Raw genomic sequence first — 25320 nt, 5'->3', positions numbered from 1 at the left:
GGTGCCCGCACGGATGTCCCCGGCCGGGTCCGGCGGATGTGACCGGTGCGGGGCGCTCAGGCCGCGCTCTCGCCCACCATGCGCTTGAGCAGATCGCGCAGCACCCCGCGCTCCGCCGCCGTCAGCCCGGCGAGCGGCTCGCGGGCGAAGTCCAGCGAGTCCCGCAGCAGCTCCGCCGTCGCGAGGCCCTTCTCGGTCGCGGCGGCGAGCTTCACCCTGCGGTCGGCCGGGTCCGGGCGCCGCTCGACCAGCTCGCGTGCTTCCAGCCGGTCCACGATGCCGGTGATGTTGGACGGCTCGCACTTCAGATTCCGCGCGATCCGGCGCATGGGCATCGGCTCCAGGGACAGCAGCCGCAACACGCGCGCCTGCGCGCCGGTCAGCGCGTGCTGGGCCGCCGCCTGCTCATACTCCTCGTAATAGCGGGCCACGACTGTCCCGATCAGCTCGACGACTTCGAGGGTCAGTGGGTCTCTGCGCTCAGTGGCCATGGACACGAGGATACCCGCTTGCTTGACAACATGAAATATTCAGGAGCATTGTTGTTTCATGTAGTGAAGCTTCTGTCCGGCTCATCGCCGAAGAACCGTCCGAGGAGGACCCGCACCATGACCGCACTCCCCACCTCCGGCCGCGCCTGGCATCTCGTCGCCCGCCCGCACGGCTGGCCCAAGCCGTCCGACGTCGCCCTGCGCGAGGTCCCGGTGGCCGAGCCCGGTGAGGGCCGGATCCTGGTCCGGAACCTGTACTTCTCGGTCGACCCGTACATGAGGGGCCGGATGAACGACGTGAAGTCGTACGTCCCTCCCTTCGAGCTGGACCAGCCGATGGCCGGCGGGGCGGTCGGTGAGGTCATCGCCTCGCGCGCCGAGGGGTTCGCGGTCGGGGACCATGTCCTGCACGGCCTGGGCTGGCGGGAGTACGCCGAGTTCCCGGCCGAGCAGGGGACCAAGGTCGACGCCTCGCTCGCGCCGCTCTCCGCGTACCTCGGTGTCCTCGGCATGACCGGCCTCACCGCGTACGCCGGTCTCTTCGAGACGGCGTCCTTCAAGGAGGGCGACGCGGTCTTCGTGTCCGGAGCGGCCGGCGCTGTCGGCAGCCAGGTGGGGCAGTTCGCCCGGCTGAAGGGCGCTTCCCGGGTGATCGGATCGGCGGGCTCGGACGAGAAGGTCAAGCTTCTCGTGGAGGAGTACGGCTTCGACGCGGCGTTCAACTACAAGAGCGGCCCGGTCGGTGAGCAGCTCAAGGAGGCGGCTCCCGACGGGATCGACGTCTACTTCGACAACGTCGGCGGTGATCACCTCGAAGCCGCGATCGCCACGCTGAACACCCACGGCAGGGTCACCATGTGCGGCGCGATCGCCCAGTACAACAACACCGCCCCGACCGCCGGCCCGCGCAATCTCGCCCTGGTCATCGGCAAGCGGCTGCGCCTCCAGGGGATGCTCGTCGGCGACCACTTCGGACTGAAGCAGCAGTTCGTCGAGGAAGTCGGCGGCTGGCTCGCCTCGGGCGAGCTGAAGTACGACGAGACCATCGTGGACGGCATGGAGAACGGCTTCGACGCGTTCCTCGGCGTGCTGCGCGGCGAGAACACCGGCAAGATGGTCGTCTCCATCGGCGGCTGACCGGCGGCGACTTCCGACCGACCGGCGGCGGACGCTCTCGCCCGCAGCTGATCAGACCGGGCGGCCGAGGCGACCACACCGCCGCCCGTGCGTCCCCAGGGCCGTATCCCGCAGGGCCGCATCCCGCCTGAGCCGGGATGCGGCCCTCCGTGTTTCCCCCCGGTCTCCCGGCCCGGCGGGGCGGCGACCTCGCCCCCGTCCCGGTCCGTCACCCGTGCCCGGCGCGGATTTTCTGCGCGAAGCATTGACGCGCCTTTCCGATCCACCTTACGTTCCGGTTCGAAGTGCCGGTCATGGTTCGGGATGTCGAACGTCAGGGAGGTGGAGCGCCGTCTCACCGCCACCCCTTCCCCGCCCTCGACGGAACCATCGAAGCGCTTGCGCACGGCCGGAGTTACCTCGCCGTATCTCTCCGCGCGTCCCACCATCCCTGCCCGCCCCGGCCTTTGACCGCAGATGAGGGAGTCATGAACCGACCCGCCCGTTTCACCCTGCACCCCGACTTCACCGTCGGTGAGGTGAACCCCCGTCTCTTCGGCTCCTTCGTCGAACACCTCGGCCGCTGCGTCTACACCGGCATCCACGAGCCCGGCCACCCCACCGCCGACGAGGCGGGGCTCCGCGCGGACGTACTCGAACTCGTCCGCGAACTCGGCCCCACCGCGCTGCGCTACCCCGGCGGCAACTTCGTCTCCGGCTACCGCTGGGAGGACGGCGTCGGCCCGGTGGACGAGCGGCCCCGCAAGCTCGACCTGGCCTGGAAGACCACCGAGACCAACCGGTTCGGACTCGCCGAGTTCATCGACTTCGTGCGCAAGGCCGGCCCGGAGGCCGAGCCGATGATGGCCGTGAACCTCGGCACGCGCGGCGTCACCGAGGCCATCGAGTTGCAGGAGTACGCCAACCACCCCGCCGGCACCGAACTCTCCGACCGCCGCGCCGCGCACGGCGACAAGGACCCGTACGGCATCAGGCTCTGGTGCCTGGGCAACGAGATGGACGGGCCCTGGCAGACCGGCCACAAGACGGCCGAGGAGTACGGGCGGATCGCCGCCGAGACCGCGCGGGCGATGCGGCAGATCGACCCGGACATCGAGCTGGTCGCCTGCGGCTCGTCCAACTCCGGCATGGACACCTTCGGCGCGTGGGAGGCCACGGTCCTCACCGAGACCTACGACCTCGTCGACCATGTCTCCCTGCACAGCTACTACTGGGAGAAGGACGGCGACCGCGACTCCTTCCTCGCCTCGGCCGTGGACATGGAGGCGTTCATCGAGAAGGTCGTCGCGACCTGTGACCATGTGGGGGCCAAGCTGAAGTCGGAGAAGAGGATCAACCTCTCCTTCGACGAGTGGAACGTCTGGTACATGGACCGGCCCAACCCCCACCGGGTCGAGGAGTGGCAGGAGGCGCCCCGTCTGCTGGAGGACGTCTACTCGGTGACCGACGCCGTCGTTCTCGGCTCCCTGCTGATCGCGCTGCTGCGGCACGCCGACCGGGTGAAGGTGGCCTGTCTCGCCCAGCTCGTCAACGTCATCGCGCCGATCATGACCGAGCCCGGCGGCCCCGCCTGGCGGCAGACCACCTTCTTCCCCTTCGCCCAGGCGTCCACGTACGGGCGCGGAACGGTGCTGGACGTACGGGTCGACTCCCCGTCGCACCCGACCGGGAAGTACGGCGAGGTCGACCTGCTGCACGCCACCGCCGTCCGGGCCGACGACGGCGCGGTCGCCGTCTTCGCCGTCAACCGCAGCCAGACGCGGCCGCTGCCGCTGGAGGTGCTGCTCCCCGGACTCGGCCTGACGGAGCTGGTCGAGCACAGCGTCCTCGCCGACGCCGACCCCGAGGCCAGGAACACCCTGACCGACCGCGAACGGGTCGCCCCGCACGCCGGGGAGGGCGCGACCCTCGCCGACGGCACGCTCAGGGCGACGCTGGAGCCGCTGTCCTGGAACCTGATCCGACTGGCCTGATCCGACCGACCTGATCCACCCGGCCCGAACAGGCAGATCGCCCGACCTCGCGGGCCGGGCCGGGGGCGGGGGCGCGGGACAAGCGGTGGGGTGCCGGTGGGCGCGAAGCAAGTCTGTGCGAACCGTTGACGCGCAAGCGCTTCGACTCTAGTTTCCCGTTCGCGGTGACGAGCGTGGTTCGCCATGCCGAACGCGAAAGGTCTCCGCCATCGCACCGCCTCCCCCCCCACATCGCAAGGAGATCCGCGTGAGCCGCACCTCCCGCAGAACCGCGCTCCTCGCCCTCCCCGCCGCCCTGCTCCTCGCCCTCGTACCGAGCAGCGCCTCGGCCTACCCCAACCCCGGCCGGGTCAGCGGCGACATCGTGGTCCACGACCCGACGATGATCCGCACCTCCGCCGGGCAGTACCTGCTCTACTCCACCGGCGACGGGCTCCAGGCCCGTACCTCCACCGACCGGATCGCCTTCAGCCGCAGCTCCTCCGCCTTCACCACCCTCCCGAGCTGGTGGTCCACCTACTCGCCGGCCAAGGACCCCTGGGCGCCGGACATCTCATACCGCGGCGGCAAGTACCTGATGTACTACGCCGTCTCCACCTTCGGCTCCTCCACCTCGGCCATCGGACTCGCGGGCTCGGCCACCGGGCAGCCCGGCAGCTGGTCCGACTACGGGATCGTCTACACCTCCAACCAGGGCAGCGACTACAACGCCATCGACCCCAACCTCCTCGTCGACGACGACGGCAAGTGGTGGCTGGCCTTCGGTTCCTGGTGGACCGGGATCAAGATGATCCGGATCGACCCGTCGACCGGCAAGCAGTACGCCGGCGACACCACCCGCTACAGCCTCGCCTCCCGCCCGACGGGGACCAAGGCCGTCGAGGGGCCCACGGTCGTCAAACGGAACGGCTACTACTACCTGTTCGCCTCGTACGACACGTGCTGCGCCGGAACCAGCTCCACGTACAGGATCAAAGTCGGCCGGGCCACCAGCCCCACCGGGCCCTACGTCGACAAGAACGGCGTGAACATGATGAACAACGGCGGCTCGCCCGTGCTGGAGGGCCACGACCGCTACATCGGCCCCGGCGGCCAGTCGGTCATGCCGGACAGCGACGGCGACCTGCTCGTTTACCACTACTACGACGGCCAGGACAACGGCACGCCCAAGCTCGGCGTCAATCTGCTGAGCTGGTCCGGCGGCTGGCCCACGGCGTACTGACGGGGGCCGGGACATGTCACGCACCGAGCGTCCGCCGGCCCTCCTGATCGCCCTCCTCCTCGTCGTGCTGGCCGGTCTCGTCGCGGTCGTCGCGCCGCCCGCCGGGGCCGCCGAGGGCCGTCCGTACACCAACCCCGTCAAGTCCCGGAAGGGCGCCGACCCGTGGATCGAGTTCTACGACGGTGACTACTACCTGATCACCACCTCCTGGACGTCCGAACTCACCATGCGCAAGTCGCCCACCCTGGCCGGGCTCGCCACCGCGCCCAGCGTCCAGGTGTGGACCGACTCCACCTCCTCGCGCTGCTGCAACATGTGGGCTCCCGAGATCCACTTCCGCAACGGCCGCTGGTACCTGTACTACGTGGCCGGGCAGGGCATCGTGGACTACAACCCCACCCAGCGCGTCCACGTCCTGGAGAGCGCGGGCTCCGACCCCATGGGCCCCTACACCTACCGCGGTCAGCTCGGCGGCTCCTGGATGCTCGACGCCAGCCTGCTCACCCTGAACGGCTCGCTGTACCTGCTGGGCAGCGCGAGCGGCGGCGGTACGCAGAACCTCGTCATCGCGCCCATGTCCAACCCGTACACCCTGAGCGGCGGCTTCTCGACCATCTCCACACCGACCTACGACTGGGAACGGACGGGCGGCACCGTCAACGAGGGCCCCGAAGTGCTCCAGCACGCCGGGAAGACCTTCATCGTCTACTCGGCGAGCGGCTGCTGGACCCCCGACTACAAGCTCGGCCAGCTCACCTACACCGGGAGCGATCCGCTGAGCGCCTCGTCCTGGACCAAGAAGCCCACCCCGGTCCTCAGCCGCGCCGACGCGGCCGGGGTCTACGGCCCCGGCCACAACGGCTTCTTCACCTCACCCGACGGAACGGAGAACTGGATCGTCTACCACGCCAACAGCTCCGCGAGCGGCGGCTGTGACAACGCCCGCACCACCCGCGCCCAGAAGTTCACCTGGAACGCGGACGGCTCCCCGAACCTCGGCACCCCGCTCGCCCTCGGCACCACCCGCCCCGGACCGGCCGGCGAGAGCGCCGCCACCCCCACCGGCTACACCCTGGTCAACCGCAACAGCGGCAAATGCCTTGAGGTGGAAGGCGGTTCGACGGCGGACGGCGCGAACGTCATCCAGTGGAGCTGCGACGGCGGCGCGCGTCAGCGCTGGCGGGTGGAGGACCTCGGCAACGACACCAGCCGGCTCGTCAACGCCGCGAGCGGCAAGGTCCTCGACACGGCGGACTGCTCCGTCGCGGACGGCGCCGACCTGCGCCAGTGGTCCTGGCTGGACAACCTCTGCCAGTCCTTCCGGTTCGTCGTCACCGACGGGGGCGGCTGGGTGCGGATCGTCAACGCCCGCAGCGGGAAGGTCGCGGACGTCGCGGACTGCTCGACCGGCGAAGGAGCGGACGTACGCCAGTGGTCCTGGCTCGGCAACGCCTGCCAGCAATGGCAGTTGAAGCCCGCCTGACGAACGCAGACGGCGGGCCGCCGCTCGAACGGGAGCGGCGGCCCGCCGCATACGGCGCTCCCGTCAGCCCGCGGCGCCCAGCAGCGCCCGCCCCACCTGCGGGAACAGCCCCTTCGGGTGGTCGCGGAACAGCGGTTCCGTGCCGAACAGCACCACCGGCACACCCCGCGCCGACAGACCGCTGACGACCGACGCCCGGCCCGCCGCGTCCACGGGCCCGCCCGTGCCGTCCTCCTTCGCCCGCCAGTGGCCCGAGACCAGGGGGCGGCCGGAGGCGTACGACTGGTCGGCCCGTACGCCCGCGCCGAGTTCGGTGAACCACAGCGGCGAGTAGACGAAGGCGTGCGCCGGGGCGCCGCCCGTGATCGCGCCCCCGGCGTTGGTCACCCGCACCACACCGTTGGCGTCCGCGTTGCCCGCCACCGGCCGCACGTCGAGCAGCCCGGCGGCGGTGTTGAAGGCGGCGCCCGCCGAGCCGAGCGCGACCACGCGCCCGCCCCCGGCGAGGAAGCCGTCGAGCGCCGCGCGCGCCGCCGGGTCCAGACCGCCGTACGCCAGGCCGGACGAGACGTACAGCACGTCCGTCGCCGACCAGTCGAAGCCCGCGTTGAGGACCCCGGTCGACACCGGCGTCACCGCGAAGCCCATCTCCCGCAGCGCGAACCGCTCGCCCGGCGTCACGGCCGCTGCCACCCGGGTACGGTGCACCGCACCCGTGCCCTTCTCCTTCGCGGCGCCGAAGACGACCCCGTGGCGATCCGCGAGCACGGCCGCCCGCCGCCGCGCCGAGGCCGGTACGATCGCCGCGCCGTCCGCCGCGCGCCGCACCGAAACCCCGCCCTCCAGAAGCGAGTTCAGGGCCGCCAGCTCCTTCGGGTCGTCCAGCGCCAGCCGCAGATCGCCCCGGCCGGAAGCGCCGCCGGCCACCGAACCGGTGGGCGAGGCCGCCGACACGTCGCGGCCGGTGACACGCAGCGCGCCGTCCGCCCGCTGCACCCGGTCCACCCGCGCGCCCCACAGCAGCCCGAGGCTCCACCCCGAGATGTCGTACATGGTGGAGACGTCCGCGCTGATGTCCCGGCCCTCGGCCAGGATCACATTGGCGATGCCCCGCTTGGGCTGGCGCATGTCGACGACGTACGAGCCCGCCGGGTACGAGCGCCCGCCCAGCCGGAAGCCGAGCGCGGCCCGTTTCACCCGTACGTCATTGGCGACCAGATGATCCACCAGCCGGGCCGCCGCGACCGTCGAGCGCTGTCCCGCGCCCGCCGGGATCACGTACGCCCGGGGGAAGTCGGTGGTGTACACGTCCTCGGGCCCGATACCCGGCACACCCGGCACCGTCTTCTCCGACACCGGCCGCTGCGCCTCGCCCGCCGCGCCCCGCCGGAACGACTCGATCTGGTCGGCGATCACCGACGTGCGGTGGCTGAGCGTGTAGTCGAGCGTCGCGCGCATCACCGCGCCCGCGATGTCCGTGTTGATCGCGGAGCGCCGGCGCAGCTCCTCGACCGGAAGGGAGTCGTACGAGGCGTTGTTGACCCGCATCGGGAACTCCACGGTGTGCGAGGCGACCGCGCCCTGGAAGGCCATGTACTGCGGGGTGAAGATCGGCGGCCAGTCGTCCCAGCCCTCCTGCTGGTCACGGAAGGGGATGACGGGCGGCTCGACGCCGTCCTTCGCGGGCGTGTGGCCGAGGTCCTTCACCGCCTTCTCCATACCGAGGGCGTTGGCGTAGCTGTTCTTCAGGAAGAGGTCGTACTCGTAGTTCTCGCCGTGCGGCGGGGTGGTGGGCTCGATCAGGGTGCCGTTGACGTAACCGTGCAGATCGAGCATGACGGCGGGCTGCTTCTCGACGCCGATCCGCCGTACCGCGCGGGCCTCGGGCTGGGAGGCGGTGATGAAGTCCCGGTTCAGGTCGAAGCCGTTGGAGTTGGCCCGGGTCCCGGCGATGCGGCCGTCCGGGTTGGCGGTGACGTTGATGTAGATCCGGTTCCTGGCGAGCAGTCCCGCGGTCTTCGCGTCCTTGGCCTTCGCCAGCTCCTCGATGAGTTCGAGGGCGGCGTCGGTGCCCTCCCACTCGTTGCCGTGGATGTTGTTGTTGATGAAGACGGGCGTCTTGTAGGAGGACTTGATCCGAAGGTCCTTGGCCGCGGTCGCGGGGGAGTCGCCGATCAGCTCCCGCATCCGCTCCTGCTCGCGCGCCTGCCCGGTGCTCTCCGGCGCGGTGACGGTGACGAGATACAGATCGTGCCCGCCCGCCGACTGCCCGGCGACCTCGACGCTGACGCGGTCGCCCAGCTTCTGGAGGGCGTTGAGCCGGGGAGCGAGCGAGTGGTACGGGGTGAGACCGAGCTTGATCGACTTGTCGGCGGGGTCGACCGGCGGCGCCTTGAGCACCGTACGGCGGGGATAGCCGGTGTCCTTGCGGAGCGTGCTGTCGGGCCGGGCGTCGCCGGGGAGGGCGGGCGCGGCGGCGAGTCCGGCGAGGGCGGCGGCCGTCCCGGCGTCCGGGCCGCCGCGCTCCCGTACGGGGTACGGGCCCGGCGCGGTGCCGGGGCCGGGCGCGGCGGTGGCGAGCGGCGCGAGCAGCAGGGCGCCGGCGGTGACGGCGGTGGTCAGCAGAACGGGTCTGGGTATACCCATGCGTCTGGTTCCTCCGGAGAGAGGCGGAAGTGAGGCAAGGTGATCGACGCTGATCGGTGTTGATCGCTACGGGGTGTCTACCCGCTGATCTCCCGGAGGACAAGAGGTGTTGGACGCCGGGAGGCGTTGTCCGACCCCGCCGGTAGGCTGCTCTCCATGCATGACCTCGGTGCGGGTTTCGGCTATCTGATCAAGGGCCAGCGGTGGGTCGGCCGGCACGGCCGCCGGTTCGGCTTCGGGCTGCTGCCCGGCCTGATCACCCTGGTGCTGTACGCGGGGGCGCTCGTCGGCCTGGGCTACGGCGCCGACGATCTGACGGCCTGGGCCACCCCGTTCGCCGACGGCTGGTCCGCGCCCTGGCTCGGGCTGTTCCGCGGCTTCCTGACCGCGCTCGTCTTCGTGCTCGGGCTCTTCCTCGCGGTGATCACCTTCACGGCCGTGACCCTGCTCGTGGGCCAGCCGTTCTACGAGTCGCTCTCGGAGGACGTCGACCGCGAGGAGGGCGGCGAGGTCCCGGAGTCCGCCCTGTCGTTCTGGCGCGGGCTCTGGATATCGGCCCGGGACAGCGTGCGGATTCTGCTGCGGGTCGCGCTGTACGGCGTGCTGCTCTTCGCGCTCGGGTTCATCCCGGTCGTCGGTCAGACCGTGATCCCCGTGCTCGGCTTCTGCGTCTCCGGGTTCTTCCTGGCCGAGGAGTTGACGGCGGTGGCGCTGGGCCGCCGTGACATGCAGCTCAAGGACCGCCTCACCCTGCTCCGCGGCCGGCGGATGCTCGCCCTCGGCTTCGGTGTTCCGCTCGCGCTCGCCTTCCTCGTCCCCTTCGTGGCGGTCCTCCTGATGCCCGGCGCGGTCGCGGGAGCGACGCTGATGGTGCGCGAGCTGACGGCGCCGCCGGCGGGGGACGAGGAGCCGGCGGCGCGTCGGCGCGACGACGTACCGCTCACGCTGGACACCTAGTCGGGTCCGGCCGGGGCGTCAGGACGCCTCGGCCGCCACCCGGATGATGGCGCGCACCTGCGCGACGATGTCGAGCCGGTTCCGCACGAACTCCGGGTCGGTCACCGTGCCCGTCGCCGGATCGGTGTTCCCCGCCCCGAACTGGAGCACCGGGGTGTGCACATGGCCGCCCGGGATGTCCAGGCCCAGCCGGTCGCGCAGCAGCGTGGCCCGGTAGGCGATCTCGTTGGACAGATAGTCCCCGCCGCCTCCGGCGCGGGCCGCCGATCCGGGCGTCGGCCCCTCCGGCCGTACCACCGGGGTGCTCCCGCCCGCCGGGACCTCGGTCACCGACGTGTTGTCGTACACGGGGAAGCGGCCGGTGTCCGCCGCCACGATCGCGCGGTACGGCAGGCTGGTCGTCGTCCACTGGGGCTGGGACGCGGGGTCGGCCACCGGTACGAGACCGGTCCGCGACACGTTGTCGTTGTCCCCGAACCCGCCGCGCCAGGCGCCGTTGAACCGCTCCACGTCGATCCTGCCCACCCGGCCCTGGCTGACCGTCGTGAAGAGATCGGCCCCGGCCAGCGGGCGGCGCAGGGCCTCCTCCACCGTGCCGTCGGCGAAGTCCCCCCAGCGCACGGGGAAGACGGCCGTCTCGATCCGGGCCGGTCCGTCGGCGGTCCTGATCACGGTCCCGTCCAGGGCCAGCGCGGTCGCCCCCGAGGGATTGCTGATACGGATGTCGCGGTCGAGGGTGAAGGGGTCGAAGCCGGTCACGACGATCCGCTTGACGCGGCCGCCCTTGCTGCCCTTGGCGTCGCCTGCGCCCCTGGTGCCCTTGGCGTCCTTGCCGGGGAACGTCATGGAGTCCTGGCCGCGCGACGACCGCTCCAGCTTCCCGAGCAGCCGCGTCCGGGCCGCCTCCGACAGCCCGAACTCCGGCTGCCACTGGCGTAGTTCACGGCTCATCGCGAGACGCGCCCAGTACAGCGGACGGTCGTCGTCCCGGCTCAGGTCACCGCCGGCCGGGCCGCGTCCCCGCACCCGGTCCACCGCGCGCTTCCACAGCGCGGCTCCGTGCCGGACGACGGCCCGCTCGGCGGCGGCCGGCGTGCGCGCGCCGCGCAGTGACCGTACGAACTCCGGCGCCACCGCGTCGAAGCCGGAGCGCCGCAGGATCTCGCGCGGCACGGCCCGGTCGAGCCGCTGCTCCTCGACGGTGAACTCGGCCACCGGGGCCGCCGGCCGGGTGGCGGCGTCGGTGGTGGCCGTGCCGGTGCGCGAGCCGCCGCCCGAGCCGGTGCGCGCCTCGGCGGCGCCGGCCGGCGCCGGCGCCGTGAGCGGGAGGGCGAGGGCGAGGGCGGTGGCGGTGAGGAGTACGCGGGTGAGCCGCTGCGGGCGCGGCCGTATCGTGCTCCGGTGGGTGAGCCTGGCGAGTTCCACGTGGATCCTTCCGTCGGGTGGCGGAAGTATCGCCTCCGCGACGGTCGGATGACCATGGCGCACGGCGGCCGGGTGTGTCTCCGGCACACCGTCAGGCCGAGGGCCCCGACCGCTCCGGGCCCCCTGAACCGTCCGGGCCCCTCGCGTCCTCCGGGCCCCCTGAGTCCTCCGGGCCCCCCGAGTCCGCCGATCCCCCCGAGTCCGCCGATCCCCCCGAGCCTTCCGGCCCCCCCGACCGCAGCAGGGTCAGGAAGTCACGGAACGCCTTCGGCATGTCCACCGACTCCGGGTCGAGCAGCCACTGGTACTGGAGCCCGTCCATCACCGCCGTCAGCAGCACGGCCGCCCGCTCCGGGGTGATGCCGTCCGGGAGACGGTCGCCCAGCTCGTCGCGCAGGACCTCCGCCATGTCCTCACGGACCTGCGCGTAGCGCTGGGTGAAGAACTCCCTGGCCGGATGCGACTCCGTCACGCTCTCGCCCAGCAGCGCCGAGAACGTCTGCACGATCCCCGGGCGCATCGCGTTGTACTCCACCAGCGAGGCCAGCAGCTCCAGCCGCCACCCCTTGCGCCCGTCGCCGCTGCCGCCGGTGTCCCACTGGTCGCGCTCCTCCAGGACGGCGACGAGCAGCGCCTCCTTCGACGGGAAGTAGTGCAGCAGCCCCTGCTGGGTCAGACCGACCCGCTCGGCCACCGCGCCCAGGGTCGCGCCCCGGTAGCCGCGCTCCGCGATGACTTCGAGGGCGGCACGGAGTATCTCCGCGCGCCGCTCCGCACTCCTGGCTCGCCCCATCGGAGCCGCTCCCTTCCCCGCACCATTCAGTAACAAAAAAATAACGAACCCTACCGGTGTACAGATTCGAGGGCCCACCATGTAACCATCCACCACACCGACGAGGAGGTACGGACATGGCCGCACCCATCACCCGGGCCGACCGGGCGACCCAGCGGGACCGGGCGCGCGAAGAGGCCGTCGAGACGGCGCTCGGCAGGCTCGACCTGGAGGCCAAGACCCGGCTGCTGGCCGGACAGGACATGTGGTCCCTGCCCGCGCTCCCCGGCATCGGACTCGCTTCCCTGGTCATGTCCGACGGGCCCATCGGCGTCAGGGGCATCCGCTGGACCGCCGACGACCCGTCGGTCGCGCTCCCGTCCCCGACCGCCCTCGCCGCGTCCTGGGACCCGGAGCTGGCCCGCCGCGCGGGCAGGCTGCTCGCACAGGAGGCCCGCCGCAAGGGCGTCCACGTACTCCTCGCGCCGACCGTCAATCTGCACCGGTCGCCCCTGGGCGGACGGCACTTCGAGGCGTACAGCGAGGACCCCCACCTCACCGGCGAGATCGGCACCGGCTATGTGCTCGGCGTGCAGGACGGCGGAGTCGGCACGACGGTCAAGCACTTCGTCGCCAACGACGCCGAGACCGACCGCTTCACCGTCGACAACATCGTGGCCCCGCGCCCGCTGCGCGAGCTGTACCTCGCGCCGTTCGAGGCGATCGTGGCGAACGCCCACCCGTGGGGCATCATGGCCGCGTACAACCAGGTCAACGGCGCGACGATGACCGAACACCGGTACCTCCAGAACGACGTCCTGCGCGGCGAATGGGGCTTCGACGGCTACATCGTCTCCGACTGGCTCGCCGCCCGCTCCACCGTGGGCGCCCTCCTCGGCGGCCTCGACGTCGCGATGCCCGGACCGCGCACGGTGTACGGCGACGCCCTCACCGCCGCCGTCCGGGCGGGGCAGGTCGAGGAGTCCGCCGTGGACGAGGCCGTACGGCGCGTCCTGCGGCTCGCCGCCCGCGTCGGCATCCTCGACGGCGCGCCCGCCGCCGTCACCGAACTCCCCGCGCCGGTCGACGGGGACGCGCTGGCCCGCGAGATCGCCCGGCGCTCCTTCGTGCTCGTACGCAACGAGAACGGCACCCTCCCGCTCGCGCCCCCGGCGGACGGCACCGTCGCCCTGATCGGCGCCGCCGCCCGTGACGCCCGGGTGCTCGGCGGCGGCTCGGCCACCGTCTTCCCCGACCACATCGTCTCCCCGCTCGACGGCCTCACCGCTGCCCTCCCCGAGGGCGCGCTGACCTACTCCGTCGGCGCCGACCCCAGCGACGAACTCGCCCCGGCGGACAAGGGATTCACCCTCCGGGCGACCTGCCGCGCCGCCGACGGCCGGGTCCTGGGCACCGCCTCGGTGCCCGGCGGCCGCATCCAGTGGGCCGGCGCCGACCTGCCCGACGGCGTCAGCCACGACGAACTCCACAGCGTCGAGATGACCGGCCACTTCATCCCGCGCGAGAGCGGCGAGCACACCCTCGGCACCCAGGGCCTGGGCGGCTTCGTCCTCACCGTCGACGGCGAGGTCCTCTTCGACGGTACGCAGGGGCCCGGCGACGCCTCCGACCCGTTCGAGGCGTTCTTCGGCACCCCGGTGGAGCGCGCCCGCGCCGTGTTCACCGAGGGCCGGCGGGTCGAGATCTCGCTGCTGCACACCGTCCACAAGATCGAGGACGCGCCCATCAGCGCCGTCGCGTTCTCCCTGCTCCACCTCGGCCCCCGCCACGACCCCGACGAACTGATCGCCGAGGCCGTCGAAGCGGCGCGCACCGCCTCCACCGCCGTGGTGGTCGTCGCCACGACGGAGAGCGTCGAGTCCGAGGGCTTCGACCGCACGAACCTGAAGCTCCCCGGCCGCCAGGACGACCTCGTGCACGCCGTCGCCGCCGTCAACCCCCGTACGGTCGTGGTCGTCAACACCGGCTCCCCGGTGGAGCTGCCGTGGCGCGAGGACGTGGCCGCGGTGCTGCTCACCTGGTTCCCCGGCCAGGAGGGCGGCGCGGCGCTGGCCGATGTCCTGCTCGGCGCCGCGGAGCCCGGCGGCCGGCTGCCCACCACCTGGCCGGTCGCCCTGGCCGACGTACCGGTCTCGCGCACCACCCCCGGCGACGGCGAACTCCCCTACGACGAGGGCGTGTTCATCGGCTACCGGGCCTGGGAGCGAGCGGACGCCACCCCCGCGTACCCCTTCGGCCACGGACTCGGCTACACCGACTGGGAGTACGAGACGATCACGGCCACCCCGGAGGAGGTCACCGTACGGCTGCGCAACACCGGTACCCGTCCGGGCCGCGAGGTCGTGCAGATCTATCTCGCCCCCGTCGCGGACGCCGTCGAACGCCCGGCGCGCTGGCTGGCCGGCTTCGCCTCGGTGGAGGCGGGCCCCGGGGAGAGCGTCGAGGCGCGCGTCACGCTGCGGCGCCGCGCCTTCGAGATCTGGGACGAGGGCCCCGGCCTCTGGGCGCTGATCCCCGGCGACTACGAGGTCCAGGCCGGCCGCTCGGTCGCCGACCGCCGGCTGAGCTGCGTGGTCGAGGCGGTCTGAGCAGGTACGGACGGCCCCGGAGCTGACCTGACGCCGCTCCGGGGCCTCACGCCTCGACGCCCCGGTGCCGTGTTGCGCGCACCGCGCGTCCTCGCGCGCCGCGTGCCGGGTCAGCGCACGCCGAATCCGTACGTGGTCGTGGACCGGAACTCCTCGCCCGGCCGCAGCACGGTGCTCGGGAACCCCGGCTGGTTGGGGGAGTCCGGGAAGTGCTGGGTCTCCAGGGCGATCCCGGCGCCGCGCACGTACGGCTTCCCGTCGAAGTGGTCGCCGGTGTAGAGCTGGAGCCCCGGCTCGCTGGTGGCGACGGTGAGCACCCGCCCCGACACCGGGTCGTACAGCTCGGCGACGGGCTCGTCCCCGCCCGGCGCGTCGAGGACATAGTTGTGGTCGTACCCCGGACCCAGCGGGCGCCGCTCACGGAAGTCGAAGCGCGTGCCGCCGACCGGCGCCAGCTCCCCGGTCGGCAGGGTCGCGTCGTCCACCGGGGTGATCCGCCCGGCCGCGATCCGCAGTTCGTGCCCGTCGGTCGCGGCGCCGCTGCTCTCGCCGGCCAGGTTCCAGTAGGTGTGGTTCGTGGGATTGAAGTGCGTCGGCGCGTCCGTCACGGCCCGGTAGTCGATCCGCAGCGCTCCCGACGCGGTCAGTGTGTAGGTGGCCGAGACCTCCAGCCGGCCGGGGAAACCCTGCTCGCCGTCCGGGCTGACCAGCGACAGCCGCACCCCGTGGTCGCCCGCCCGCTCCGCGTCCCACACCCGCCGGTCGTAGCCGCGCTCACCGCCGTGCAGGGTGTTCGGGCCCTCGTTGGCCGACAGCCGGTGCTCCACCCCGTCCAGGGTGAAGGCGCCGCCCGCGACGCGGTTCGCGTACCGGCCGATCAGCGCCCCGAGATAGGGCCCCCGGCCGGTGACGTAGTCCTCGGCGTCGGCGAAGCCGAGCACCACATTGGCGGTGGTCCCGTCCCGGCCCGGCACCTCGGCGGACTGCACGGCACCGCCGTACGTCAGCAGACGTATCCGGATGCCGGCCCGCTCCAGGGTCCAGCGGTGGATGGGCGCACCCTCGGCTGTCGCGCCGACGCGCTCCGTGTTCATGACAGTCATGATCAAGAACTCTACGCCGGAAGGGCCGGGCGGTGGTCACCACGGTGACCGGTCCAGGCTTCCGGGGCCGGTCCCGGTTCCGTACGGTGATCAGCCCGGGACCGGGCCTCCACGACTTCGGCATGACCCGCACACCCGGTTCCGTACGGTGATCAGCCCGGGAACTTCGTCGCCGTGACATTGCGGTACGCGATCTCCGCCAGCCGGCCCTGTCCGTCCTTGCTGGGGTGGAACCAGTCCCACTGACTCAGCTGCCGACCCGTGAACCGGTAGTCGAACACCGCCCCGCCGTCGTACCGGCAGCGCGCGTCCTTCGCGCACACGTCCCTCAGCACCTCGTTGTACGCCACGACCCGCTCGTACACCGTGTCGCGCCGCTCCCGCGCCCGCTCGCTCATGTCCTGCGCGTCCCTGAGCATCGAGGCGCACAGCCCCAGCTTCCAGATCTGCCGGCCCAGCGGATTGCCGCGCCCGGTGGACCAGAGTCGCTTCAGGTCCGGCACGCTCGACACGTACACCTGCGTCCTGGGCGCCTCCGCGCGCAGCCGGCGCAGCGCGGTCTCGAAGGAGACCCGGAAGTCGGCGACCGGCGTCATCTGGCCGGTGGTTTCCCGGCAGGCGTCGTTGGCGCCGACCATCACCGTGACCAGCTCGGGCTTCTCCTGGGCGGCCAGCGCCATCTGGTCGGGCAGATCGGCCATCCTGGCGCCGGTCGTGGCGTGGTTCCAGCTGTTCTTCTTCGCCGCGGGAGCGCCGAGGAGGCGCACGGCGAGGCTGCGTACACCTGGGTCGGTGCCGGTCGCCCAGGACACCTCGGGGCAGTCGACGAGGACCGCGCAGGCGTCGAAGCCGCGCGTGATGGAGTCACCGACCGCGGCCACCGACTCCGGGCTGCGATTCCAGGCGGGGGCGGCGGTGCGCTTCTTCTCCGCGTCGGGGGCGTCGGAGCCGGAGGAGTCGCACCCGGCCAGTACGCCGGTCCCGGCGACGAGCACGGCGGTCAGAGCGGCGAGCCCGGCGCGACGGCGCACGTGGGGCCGGGCGCGGCGGGGGTCACGGCTGCGAGGCGGCCTCTCCGGCATGGTGGTCCCTCCTCCTGGCGTTCCGGGGCCCCGGGCCTTCCGGGGAGGCTCCGGCATCCGGCGGCGTCCTGCCGAGTGAAAGCTTCGCGGATATCCGCCCCGGGACCGACCGTACGTCACCCCGGCCGCCCTGCCGCACGGTAGCTTTTCCCACGTCGAACCAGAGACACCTGATCCACGGCTCCGGTAAATTACATCACGTCACTTACTGTCCCTTTTGCGGAGTTTCACTCCCGATGCTGTTTACTGAGGCGCTGGGAAAGGCGAACCTCGGCCCACACTGGAGGTCCCGGTGACGACACGTGGAGTCCTGTACGTACACTCCGCACCGCGCGCGATGTGCCCGCACGTCGAGTGGGCGGTGGCGGGCGTCCTCGGCCTGCGGGTCCAGCTCGACTGGATCCGGCAGCCCGCCTCGCCGGGCACCTGGCGAGCCGAGGTCTCCTGGAAGGGCCGGGCGGGCACCGCCTCGAAGCTCGCCTCCGCGTTGCGCGGCTGGCAGATGCTCCGCTTCGAAGTGACCGCGGAACCCTGCCCCACGGCCGAGGGCGAGCGCTACAGCGCCACCCCTGACCTGGGCATCTTCCAGGCCGTCACCGGAATGCACGGCGACATCCTGATCCCCGAGGACCGGCTGCGCGCCGCGCTGGCACGCTCCCAGCGGGGTGAGACCCAGCTGGAGACGGAGATCGCGAAGCTGCTCGGCAAGCCGTGGGACGACGAACTCGAACCGTTCCGCTACGCGGGCGAGGGCGCGCCGGTGCGCTGGCTGCACCAGGTGGTGTAGGGAGCGGCGCGCGACCCGGCGCTTCCGGGCTGTGCGGTGGCGCGTCCGGCGGCCCGGGGCCGGCCGGCCCCGGGCGTGGCGCTCGGGGCGTGGTTCACCGGGCGGTCGGCCCGGGTGGGTCCTACGGTGGTGGTCATGACTGATCGACCGACCGTGGCCGTCCTCGGCGCCGGCATCATGGGCGCCGCGATGGCCCGTAACCTCTGCCGCACCGGACACGACGTCCGCGTCTGGAACCGTACCCCCGCCAAGGCCGAAGCCCTCGCCGCCGACGGCGCGACCCCCGCCGGGACGCCCGCGGAGGCGGTGACCGGCGCCGATGTGATCCTCACCATGCTGTACGACGGCCCGGCCGCCCTGGAAGCCATGACGGCCGCCTCGCCGGGCCTGCGCCCCGGCGCCGTCTGGCTCCAGTCGACGACGACGGGCACCGAGGCCGTCGCCCCACTGGCCGATCTGGCCCGCCACCACGACCTGGCCTTCGTCGACGCGCCTGTCCTGGGCACCAAGGCGCCGGCCGAGAGCGGCGACCTGGTCGTCCTCGCGGCGGGCCCCGAGTCCGCGCGCGCCCCGCTGGCCTCCGTCCTGGACGCCGTGGGCAGCCGTACGGTCTGGCTCTCCGACGACGGCTCCACCGGCGCCGCCAGCCGGCTGAAGCTCGTCTGCAACAGCTGGGTCCTCACCCTCACGAACGGCGCGGCCGAGGCGATGGCCCTCGCCAAGGGCCTGGACGTGGACCCGCGCCACTTCCTGGAGGCGATGGCGGGCGGCGCGCTGGACTGCGGATACCTCCACACCAAGTCCGAGGCCATCCTGAACGCTGACTACACCCCGAGCTTCACGGTCACCACCGCCGGCAAGGACGCCCGCCTCATCGTCGCGGCGGGCGCGGCGGAGGGGGTCCGCCTGGACCTGGCATCGGCAGCGGCGGAACGCTTCCGGCGGGCGGCGGAGCAGGGGCACGGGGATGAGGACATGGCGGCGACGTATTTCGCGAGTTTTGAGGAGTGAGGTGCGACGGCCGAGGCCGGTTCCGGGTGGTCAGGAATAGTCGACTTCCTCCCCGTCCGGAGCCCGATAGCAGGCCGAGACGACGTTCACGATGAGTTTCGGCTTTCCGTCCTCTCCCTCGTTCTGTTTCCAGAACTCGACGTTGAGGCCGAGCTTCTTCTCCGCGTGGTCTGCCGTCAGCTCAAGGGTTCTGTCGCGGCTCGAATTGGGGCCGTACTCGACGATTTCCCATCCCTCGCCGGGGAGTTCGCTCTTGAGGCGGCGCATGGCTTTCGCCAGCTCGTCGTCGGACGATCCCGTGACACTCCATGGGTGGTACACGGAGAAGAGTTGTCCCGGCTCGGCGTCTTCGCACGTGGTCACGCCGGGGCCGGGCTCGGAGACCTTTCCCTTTACCGCGATGAGGTCGAGGATCCGGCTGGAGGTCTTCTCGGTAGCCGACATCACGTCGTCCACGGCCCGCGTTCCCTCGGGCTTGGGGCTGTTCATGCCGCATCCAGTGAGTGTGAGAGCCAGCACCGCACCGAGCAGTGCGCCGATACCGGGCCTGTTCATTCGAGTTTCACCTTGCCGTAGGCGCCGACGACAACAGCCGCCTGGTTCTTCAGGCTTTCCGAGCCCTCGTTCCAGTAGTCACTGTGCCCGGACGTGTTCGTCCTCATCCGATTCGCGCCGAAGAGTTCGTCACTGGGGATGATTCCCCTGATCGTCTGCTTGCCCGACGCGTACCCGTCCGGGCCCGCCGGCCGGATTCCGTCGACCTCTTGGGTGCCGCCGTGGCCCCACCGACCGATCTCGGGCACCGGATCGCCTTCGGCGTCCTCATTCCAGACGTGCCCTGCGGGGACGTCCAGGTCCGTCGCCCTTCCCACCTGAACTCCGGGACTGCCGGCGAGCACCACGTCGTCGGTGCTGAGGTCGCCCTGGCGTGCGGCCGAGCCGACGAGTGTGGTGCCGTAGGAGTGGCCGATGACGGTGTGATGGCCGCCGGAGTCCGTGGTGTTCGTGGTGTGGAGCCCGTCCATGAACGTGTTGAAGGCCGGCGCGCCGTCGTCGGCGAAATGGCTGTCCGGCGAATTCAGGACGATGTTCTGCGGTGCGTCGTAGCCGAGCCATGTGACAGTCGAGACATCCCCGGACGTCATGGAGTTCGCCTCCCGCCACACCCGGGTCATCCGGTTGATGTCTCCCTCGATACCGCCGAGATTCGCCGTCGTGCCCGGGACGTACACGGCTGTGTGATCCGCGGTGTCGGGGTTTCCGTTCGCGATGATCGCCCGGCCGGTGCCTTCCGGGCTGAAACCCAGGAGGTACGCCTCGGGCATGCCCTTGATCCCGGTCTGGTCGAAGCGCTTCTGGATGGAGTCCATCCCCTTGAGGGAGGCTTCCAGGTGCGCCTTCCGACCCTCGTGCTGATGGTGCCAGTCGAGCCATTCGTCGGTGTACACCACCCCGTCCGCTCCCAGGGAACGGAACTTTGTGGGCTCCGGCGGAATCGCGTCCAGCTCCAGTTGGTACCGGCCGCGCTTCTCGTCCAGCACCGTACGGTTCGCCTCGTCGCGGATGTCGGAAGGGAGGCCGTCCAGGGCGCCGACGCGGTCGGGGAAGAGGGCGAGGCAGTCGGCCTGTTCCTCGGGAGTGAGGGACTGCCACCAGGCGGCGTTGGCCTCGGGGGTGGCGTCCTTCGGGGGGCCTTTGAGATCGTTCAGATAGGACGAGCCGGTACTGCGGAGGTCGTCCATGTCGTCCGCCGCGTCCGCCAGGTCCGCCGCCGAGACGGTCAGGTCGTCGTCGGCTTCGAGGCGGCGCAGGTGCGGGGCCCATTTCTGGTCGACCGTGGTGGCTTCCGCGACAGCCGAGGCGATGCGGTCCGCGCAGTCCTGCGCGTACGCGTAGTCGGGGTTGGGGTCGAAGCCGGCCGCCTGGCGGTTGATGGCACGGGCCGTCTCGTCGGTGGTGCCGTTCGCGGTGCCACCCCTGGGGAGCCGGCCGTCGACCTCGTCCCCCGCCGCCGGATAGCCGACCGAACCGCCTGGGCCGACCGTGAACTTACGGGCCACGGCGTCCGCGACGGCCGCGTCCAGCTTGCTCTTCGCCGGGAGGATATCCGCGGCGAAGGCCCGCAGTGCCGTGCCGACCAGGCCGCATTCGATCTGGATGTAGTGGAAGTTCTTGCGCAGTTCGCCCAGTTCGCGCAGCGCCGCCTCTGCCGCCTCGCCCCTGAGCGATCCACGCATCGCGGCCGCGATGCCGTTCTCGATCTCGTCCTTCGTTCGGGTGGCCATGGTGACGGCCGCCTGATATCCGCCCGCCGCGTCCTCGTACGCCGAGGGCTTGAGCGATTTGAGAGTCGTGAAGTCCATCAGTCAGGTCACCGGTCTCTGCTGCCGCCACCGACGGCGGGGGTGTCCTCGTAGGCGGCTTTCAGCCGGTCGAATTCCTGCTTGACGGCCTCGTCGTTCCCGTGCAGGTCGCCGCCCGCCTTCCGCAGCTGTTCCGTGATGGCGGTGCACCGGCCGGAGACCTTCGTCAGATAGGCGTCCCAGGAGCGGAAGACGACTGCCTGGGCCGCCGCGCTCTCCACCCCGGCCTCCGTACCCAGGCCCTCCTGGCCCTTGCCCAGCGCGGTCCGCGCCTCGGCTGTCCCGGTCCTCAGCTCGCCGACCCCGTTCGCCGCGGCCGTCCACGCTGACCTATTCGACCGCACGTCGCCCGAGCCGCCCCCGGTCGCTCCCTCGGCGCTCGCGAGCCTGAGAGCGGTACGGGTCGCGGCGTCCTGCTTGAGCTGTGCCCACTCCGTCTCGAAAGATGTCATGCTGCTCCATTCCCCCCGGTCTGTCGGACACCCACAGTGGCAACGACGGTGAGTGTGTGTCTGTCACGGCCGACCGAAATGAGCCCGCGTACTCAGACGGAAGTGCCCGGCAGGGCGATCCCCTGCCGGGCACTTCCGTTCGTACAGTCCGATCACACCGTACGCAGCGCCAGCACCACGTTGTGGCCGCCGAAGCCGAACGAGTTGTTGATCGCCGCGATCGTGCCGCCCGGGAGCGAGCGGGCCTCGCCGCGTACGACGTCCGCGTCGACCTCCTCGTCGAGGTGCTCGATGTTGATCGTCGGCGGGGCCGTGCGGTGGTACAGGGCGAGCGCCGTGGCGACCGTCTCGATGCCGCCCGCGCCGCCCAGAAGGTGGCCGGTCATCGACTTCGTGGCCGAGATCGCGACATGGTCGAGGTCGTCGCCCAGGACCCGGCGCAGCGCCTTGATCTCGGCGACGTCGCCCTGGGGCGTGGAGGTCGCGTGGGCGTTGAGGTGCGTGATCTCGGAGGGCTTCAGGTCCGACGAGTCCAGCAGGTTCTGCATCGCCTTCGCGATCCCGCGCCCGGTGGGCTCGGGCTGGGCGATGTGGTGGGCGTCGGAGGAGAGGCCCTGGCCCAGGATCTCGCAGTAGGCGCGCGCGCCCCGCTTGGCCGCGTGCTCCGCGGACTCCAGGACGAGGATGCCGGCGCCCTCGCCCATGACGAAGCCGTCGCGTCCCGTGTCGTACGGGCGGGAGGCCCCGGTGGGGTCGTCGTTGTTCTTGGACATCGCCATCATGTTGGCGAACGCGGCGATGGGCAGCGGGTGGATGGCCGCCTCCGTACCCCCGGCGACGACGACGTCGGCACGGCCGGTACGGATCATCTCCACGGCGTAGCCGACGGCCTCGGCGCCCGAAGCGCAGGCGGAGACCGGGGTGTGCACGCCCGCCCGGGCGCCCACCTCCAGGCTGACGTTGGCGGAGGGGCTGTTGGGCATCAGCATCGGCACAGTGTGCGGGGAGACCCGGCGTTCGCCGCGCTCCTTGAGCACGTCGTACTGGTCGAGGAGGGTCGTCACGCCGCCGATGCCGGAGGCGATCACGGTCCCGAGCCGGTCGGCGTCGACCGAGGTGTCCTCCCCGGCGCGCGCGGTGAAGCCCGCGTCGGCCCACGCCTCGCGGGCCGCGATCAGCGCGAACTGCGCCGAGCGGTCCAGCTTGCGGGCGAGCGGACGGGGCAGGACGTCGCCCGGGTCGACGGCAGCGGTGGCGGCGATACGGACCGGGAGGTTCGCGTAGCGCTCGCCCTCCAGGGTGCGTACCCCGGAGCGCCCCGCGACCAGACCTTCCCAGGTCGAGGCACTGTCGCCACCCAGCGGTGTGGTTGCGCCGATACCGGTGACGACCACGGTGCGATTGGTCGGGCTCACTGGAATTCTTTCTCCACGTGTAGAGGGTGCTGAATTTACGGCGCCACCACCGGGTGGCGTCAGCCGCACTGTCGGGTCAGGACTGGTGCTTCGCGATGTAGTCGGCGGCGTCGCCGACCGTCTTCAGGTTCTTGACGTCGTCGTCCGGGATCTTGACGTCGAAGCGCTCTTCGGCGGCGACGACGACCTCGACCATGGACAGCGAGTCGACGTCCAGGTCGTCGGTGAAGGACTTGTCCAGCTGGACGTCCTCCGTCGGGATGCCGGCGATCTCGTTCACGATCTCGCCGAGACCCTCGACGATCTGTTCCTGGGTGAAGGCCATGAGGCGCTCCTTTGTAGTAAGCGGAGGGATATGAGGGTGATAGGAAAAGCGGTTACGGGCTCCGGACGGATCCGGTGCCTAGGGGAGGGTAACGACCGTCGCCGCGTAGACGAGACCCGCCCCGAAGCCGATGACGAGCGCGGTGTCGCCGCTCTTCGCCTGTCCGGTCGCCAGAAGCCGCTCCATCGCGAGCGGGATCGAGGCGGCCGAGGTGTTGCCGGTGGTTTCCACGTCACGCGCGACCGTGACGCTCTCCGGCAGCTTCAGAGTCTTCACCATCGAGTCGATGATCCGCATGTTGGCCTGGTGCGGAATGAAGACGTCCAGTTCCTCCGAGGTGATTCCGGCGGCGTCCAGCGCCTGCTGGGCGACCTTCGCCATCTCGAAAACTGCCCAGCGGAAGACCGCCTGGCCTTCCTGGGTGATGGCCGGAAACTTCTCCGGCCTGCCCTCACGGTAGTCGTCCCACGGCACGGTCTGCTTGATGGTGTCCGACTTGTCGCCCTCGGAGCCCCAGACCGTCGGGCCGATCATCGGCTCCAACGCCGGTCCGACGACCACGGCGCCCGCGCCGTCACCGAACAGGAAGGCCGTCGCGCGGTCCTCCAGATCGGTCAGGTCCGAGAGCCGCTCCACGCCGATGACCAGGACGTACTCGGCCGAGCCGTCCACGACCATGCCCTTGGCCAGGGTCAGCCCGTAGCCGAAGCCGGCGCAGCCCGCGGAGATGTCGAACGCGGCGGGCCTGCCGGCGCCGACCCGGTCCGCGATCTCCGTCGCGACGGCCGGGGTCTGCTTGAAGTGCGAGACGGTGGAAACGATCACGCCACCGATCTGCTCGGGGGTGATCCCCGCGTCCGCGATCGCCTTGCCGGACGCCTCGACGGACATCGCGGCGACGGTCTCCTCGGGGGAGGCCCAGTGGCGGCTCGCGATTCCGGAGCGGGAGCGGATCCACTCGTCGGACGAGTCGATCGTTTCGAGGATCACCTCGTTGGGCACGACCCGGGTCGGGCGGTAGCCGCCCACACCCATGATGCGTGCGTACGGAGCGCCCTTGCCGGGCTTGATCTTCGCCATTGCTCTCTGGCTCCTTATTCAGCCGTGGAGGAGTGTTCGGCGATCAGCGCGCGGGCGGCGTCGAGGTCGTCGGGGGTCTTCAGCGCGAGGGTCTTCACTCCCGGCAGCGCGCGCTTGGCGATGCCGGTGAGGGTGCCGCCGGGGCACAGTTCGAGCAGCGCGGTCACGCCCTGCGCCCGGAAGGTCTCCATGCACAGGTCCCAGCGCACCGGGTTGGCCACCTGACCGACCAGCCGGGTCATGATCTCGGCCCCGGTGGCGACGGCCCGCCCGTCGCTGTTGGAGACGTACGGTACGAGCGGATCGGCGGCGGGGACGGCGGAAGCGGCCGCTTCGAGTCGCGCGACGGCGGAACCCATGTGGTGGGTGTGGAACGCGCCGGCGACCTTGAGCGCGACCACGCGCCGTACGCCCTCCGGCTTGTCCTCTGCGAGCGCAGCGAGCTGTTCGAGCGTGCCGGCGGCCACTATCTGGCCCGCGCCGTTCACGTTCGCCGGCGTCAGGCCGAGCTTGTCGAGATGCGCGAGCGTGGTGTCGGGGTCGCCGCCGAGCAGCGCCGACATACCGGTCTCCGTGACGGCGGCGGCCTCGGCCATCGCCAGTCCGCGGGCCCGTACGAGCCGCATGGCGTCGTCGTCGTCCAGCACACCGGCCAGCGCGGTCGCGGCCAGCTCACCGACGCTGTGGCCCGCCGTGGCACCGACGTCACGCACGACGTCCTCGGCCGCGGGGAAGAGCTGACGCGCCGACAGCAGCGCGGCGGCCACCAGCAGCGGCTGCGCGACCGCGGTGTCGCGGATCTCGTCCGCGTCGGCTGCCGTGCCGTAGTGGACCAGATCGAGATCGAGCGCGGCCGACCACGCCCGCAGCCGGGCTTCGGCGCCGGGCAGATCGAGCCAGGGAGTCAGGAAGCCGGGCGTCTGAGCGCCTTGGCCGGGAGCGACGAGTACGAGCACTCTCACACTCTCTCTTGTGGACGGTCCTCGC

21 protein-coding genes are annotated in these 25320 nt (G+C 71.4%); 8 read left to right on the top strand and 13 right to left on the bottom strand.

The annotated features are described in order from the left end of the window. Window positions 1-56: 56 nt before the first annotated feature. Complete coding sequence (locus tag ACFY6S_RS10340; RefSeq protein WP_388821375.1) at window positions 57-491, bottom strand: MarR family winged helix-turn-helix transcriptional regulator; 435 nt, start codon at window positions 489-491, stop codon at window positions 57-59. Between the two features lie 117 nt (window positions 492-608). Here ACFY6S_RS10340 and ACFY6S_RS10335 point away from each other — a divergent pair, with 117 nt between their 5' ends. From ACFY6S_RS10335 to ACFY6S_RS10320, 4 genes are all read left to right on the top strand, one after another. Next, entirely contained in the window at window positions 609-1628 is a 1020-nt protein-coding gene (locus tag ACFY6S_RS10335) for an NADP-dependent oxidoreductase (protein ID WP_388821372.1), read from the top strand. A gap of 467 nt (window positions 1629-2095) precedes the next feature. After that, entirely contained in the window at window positions 2096-3601 is a 1506-nt protein-coding gene (locus ACFY6S_RS10330; protein WP_388821369.1) for an alpha-N-arabinofuranosidase, read from the top strand. Window positions 3602-3848: 247 nt separating this feature from the next. Continuing rightward, window positions 3849-4823 (top strand): arabinan endo-1,5-alpha-L-arabinosidase, encoded by a 975-nt coding sequence (locus ACFY6S_RS10325; protein ID WP_388821366.1) that lies wholly within the window; start codon window positions 3849-3851, stop codon window positions 4821-4823. 13 nt (window positions 4824-4836) lie between these two features. Then, on the top strand, window positions 4837-6306 hold the full coding sequence (locus ACFY6S_RS10320; RefSeq protein ID WP_388821363.1) for a family 43 glycosylhydrolase: 1470 nt from the start codon (window positions 4837-4839) through the stop codon (window positions 6304-6306). A 63-nt stretch (window positions 6307-6369) separates the two neighbouring features. Here ACFY6S_RS10320 and ACFY6S_RS10315 read toward each other — a convergent pair whose 3' ends face one another. Then, on the bottom strand, window positions 6370-8952 hold the full coding sequence (locus ACFY6S_RS10315) for a M14 family zinc carboxypeptidase (protein ID WP_388821360.1): 2583 nt from the start codon (window positions 8950-8952) through the stop codon (window positions 6370-6372). Window positions 8953-9108: 156 nt separating this feature from the next. On the opposite strand from ACFY6S_RS10315, the gene ACFY6S_RS10310 reads away from it, so the two are divergent. Beyond that, the gene (locus tag ACFY6S_RS10310; RefSeq protein WP_388821357.1) at window positions 9109-9909 is read left to right on the top strand and encodes an EI24 domain-containing protein; all 801 of its coding nucleotides are present in this window, start codon (window positions 9109-9111) and stop codon (window positions 9907-9909) included. A gap of 18 nt (window positions 9910-9927) precedes the next feature. Here ACFY6S_RS10310 and ACFY6S_RS10305 read toward each other — a convergent pair whose 3' ends face one another. After that, entirely contained in the window at window positions 9928-11301 is a 1374-nt protein-coding gene (locus ACFY6S_RS10305) for a pyroglutamyl peptidase (RefSeq protein WP_388821633.1), read from the bottom strand. 124 nt (window positions 11302-11425) lie between these two features. Further along, complete coding sequence (locus ACFY6S_RS10300) at window positions 11426-12127, bottom strand: TetR/AcrR family transcriptional regulator (protein WP_388821354.1); 702 nt, start codon at window positions 12125-12127, stop codon at window positions 11426-11428. A 116-nt stretch (window positions 12128-12243) separates the two neighbouring features. Between ACFY6S_RS10300 and ACFY6S_RS10295 the strand changes: the two genes are divergently transcribed. Beyond that, a complete protein-coding gene (locus tag ACFY6S_RS10295; RefSeq protein ID WP_388821350.1) occupies window positions 12244-14715 on the top strand; it encodes a glycoside hydrolase family 3 C-terminal domain-containing protein in 2472 nt (823 codons plus the stop codon). A 110-nt stretch (window positions 14716-14825) separates the two neighbouring features. Here the strand turns inward: ACFY6S_RS10295 and ACFY6S_RS10290 are convergent, their stop codons facing one another. Together ACFY6S_RS10290 and ACFY6S_RS10285 are read right to left on the bottom strand one after the other, a co-directional pair. Next, window positions 14826-15818: an aldose epimerase family protein gene (locus ACFY6S_RS10290; RefSeq protein ID WP_388821347.1), complete on the bottom strand. Its 993-nt coding sequence runs from the start codon at window positions 15816-15818 to the stop codon at window positions 14826-14828. Window positions 15819-15970: 152 nt separating this feature from the next. Beyond that, window positions 15971-16900: an SGNH/GDSL hydrolase family protein gene (locus ACFY6S_RS10285; RefSeq protein ID WP_388821343.1), complete on the bottom strand. Its 930-nt coding sequence runs from the start codon at window positions 16898-16900 to the stop codon at window positions 15971-15973. Between the two features lie 292 nt (window positions 16901-17192). On the opposite strand from ACFY6S_RS10285, the gene ACFY6S_RS10280 reads away from it, so the two are divergent. After that, complete coding sequence (locus ACFY6S_RS10280) at window positions 17193-17687, top strand: DUF3145 domain-containing protein (RefSeq protein WP_388821341.1); 495 nt, start codon at window positions 17193-17195, stop codon at window positions 17685-17687. Between the two features lie 135 nt (window positions 17688-17822). Beyond that, the gene (locus ACFY6S_RS10275) at window positions 17823-18698 is read left to right on the top strand and encodes an NAD(P)-dependent oxidoreductase (protein WP_388821338.1); all 876 of its coding nucleotides are present in this window, start codon (window positions 17823-17825) and stop codon (window positions 18696-18698) included. 30 nt (window positions 18699-18728) lie between these two features. Here the strand turns inward: ACFY6S_RS10275 and ACFY6S_RS10270 are convergent, their stop codons facing one another. The 7 genes from ACFY6S_RS10270 to ACFY6S_RS10240 all read right to left on the bottom strand — a co-directional run bounded on the left by ACFY6S_RS10270 (window position 18729) and on the right by ACFY6S_RS10240 (window position 25289). Next, on the bottom strand, window positions 18729-19253 hold the full coding sequence (locus ACFY6S_RS10270; RefSeq protein WP_388821336.1) for a hypothetical protein: 525 nt from the start codon (window positions 19251-19253) through the stop codon (window positions 18729-18731). Next, on the bottom strand, window positions 19250-21061 hold the full coding sequence (locus tag ACFY6S_RS10265) for an alpha/beta hydrolase (protein WP_388821333.1): 1812 nt from the start codon (window positions 21059-21061) through the stop codon (window positions 19250-19252). Before ACFY6S_RS10265 ends, ACFY6S_RS10270 begins: the two co-directional genes overlap by 4 nt. A gap of 8 nt (window positions 21062-21069) precedes the next feature. Next, entirely contained in the window at window positions 21070-21513 is a 444-nt protein-coding gene (locus ACFY6S_RS10260; protein WP_388821330.1) for a hypothetical protein, read from the bottom strand. A 152-nt stretch (window positions 21514-21665) separates the two neighbouring features. Next, window positions 21666-22928 carry a beta-ketoacyl-ACP synthase II gene (fabF, locus tag ACFY6S_RS10255; RefSeq protein WP_388821328.1) on the bottom strand — a complete coding sequence of 421 codons (1263 nt, stop codon included), beginning with the start codon at window positions 22926-22928 and terminating at the stop codon, window positions 21666-21668. Between the two features lie 76 nt (window positions 22929-23004). Then, entirely contained in the window at window positions 23005-23253 is a 249-nt protein-coding gene (locus ACFY6S_RS10250; RefSeq protein WP_388821325.1) for an acyl carrier protein, read from the bottom strand. A gap of 78 nt (window positions 23254-23331) precedes the next feature. Further along, entirely contained in the window at window positions 23332-24333 is a 1002-nt protein-coding gene (locus ACFY6S_RS10245; RefSeq protein ID WP_388821322.1) for a ketoacyl-ACP synthase III, read from the bottom strand. A 14-nt stretch (window positions 24334-24347) separates the two neighbouring features. Next, window positions 24348-25289: an ACP S-malonyltransferase gene (locus tag ACFY6S_RS10240; protein ID WP_388821319.1), complete on the bottom strand. Its 942-nt coding sequence runs from the start codon at window positions 25287-25289 to the stop codon at window positions 24348-24350. Window positions 25290-25320: the final 31 nt, after the last annotated feature.

The sequence above is a fragment of the Streptomyces sp. NPDC012835 genome (assembly GCF_042900885.1).
Classification (GTDB): domain Bacteria; phylum Actinomycetota; class Actinomycetes; order Streptomycetales; family Streptomycetaceae; genus Streptomyces.
The sequence above is the reverse complement of the archived record's forward strand: the minus strand, read 5'-3'. Positions and strand labels throughout refer to the sequence as shown.

Bases quoted from the DNA above. Each gene is read 5' to 3' on its own strand.
- ACFY6S_RS10340 (WP_388821375.1), bottom strand. From the start codon at position 491: ATGGCCACTGAGCGCAGAGACCCACTGACCCTCGAAGTCGTCGAGCTG.
- ACFY6S_RS10335 (WP_388821372.1), top strand. From the start codon at position 609: ATGACCGCACTCCCCACCTCCGGCCGCGCCTGGCATCTCGTCGCCCGC.
- ACFY6S_RS10330 (WP_388821369.1), top strand. From the start codon at position 2,096: ATGAACCGACCCGCCCGTTTCACCCTGCACCCCGACTTCACCGTCGGT.
- ACFY6S_RS10320 (WP_388821363.1), top strand. From the start codon at position 4,837: ATGTCACGCACCGAGCGTCCGCCGGCCCTCCTGATCGCCCTCCTCCTC.
- ACFY6S_RS10315 (WP_388821360.1), bottom strand. From the start codon at position 8,952: ATGGGTATACCCAGACCCGTTCTGCTGACCACCGCCGTCACCGCCGGC.
- ACFY6S_RS10310 (WP_388821357.1), top strand. From the start codon at position 9,109: ATGCATGACCTCGGTGCGGGTTTCGGCTATCTGATCAAGGGCCAGCGG.
- ACFY6S_RS10300 (WP_388821354.1), bottom strand. From the start codon at position 12,127: ATGGGGCGAGCCAGGAGTGCGGAGCGGCGCGCGGAGATACTCCGTGCC.
- ACFY6S_RS10295 (WP_388821350.1), top strand. From the start codon at position 12,244: ATGGCCGCACCCATCACCCGGGCCGACCGGGCGACCCAGCGGGACCGG.
- ACFY6S_RS10290 (WP_388821347.1), bottom strand. From the start codon at position 15,818: ATGACTGTCATGAACACGGAGCGCGTCGGCGCGACAGCCGAGGGTGCG.
- ACFY6S_RS10285 (WP_388821343.1), bottom strand. From the start codon at position 16,900: ATGCCGGAGAGGCCGCCTCGCAGCCGTGACCCCCGCCGCGCCCGGCCC.
- ACFY6S_RS10275 (WP_388821338.1), top strand. From the start codon at position 17,823: ATGACTGATCGACCGACCGTGGCCGTCCTCGGCGCCGGCATCATGGGC.
- ACFY6S_RS10270 (WP_388821336.1), bottom strand. From the start codon at position 19,253: ATGAACAGGCCCGGTATCGGCGCACTGCTCGGTGCGGTGCTGGCTCTC.
- ACFY6S_RS10265 (WP_388821333.1), bottom strand. From the start codon at position 21,061: ATGGACTTCACGACTCTCAAATCGCTCAAGCCCTCGGCGTACGAGGAC.
- ACFY6S_RS10260 (WP_388821330.1), bottom strand. From the start codon at position 21,513: ATGACATCTTTCGAGACGGAGTGGGCACAGCTCAAGCAGGACGCCGCG.
- ACFY6S_RS10250 (WP_388821325.1), bottom strand. From the start codon at position 23,253: ATGGCCTTCACCCAGGAACAGATCGTCGAGGGTCTCGGCGAGATCGTG.
- ACFY6S_RS10245 (WP_388821322.1), bottom strand. From the start codon at position 24,333: ATGGCGAAGATCAAGCCCGGCAAGGGCGCTCCGTACGCACGCATCATG.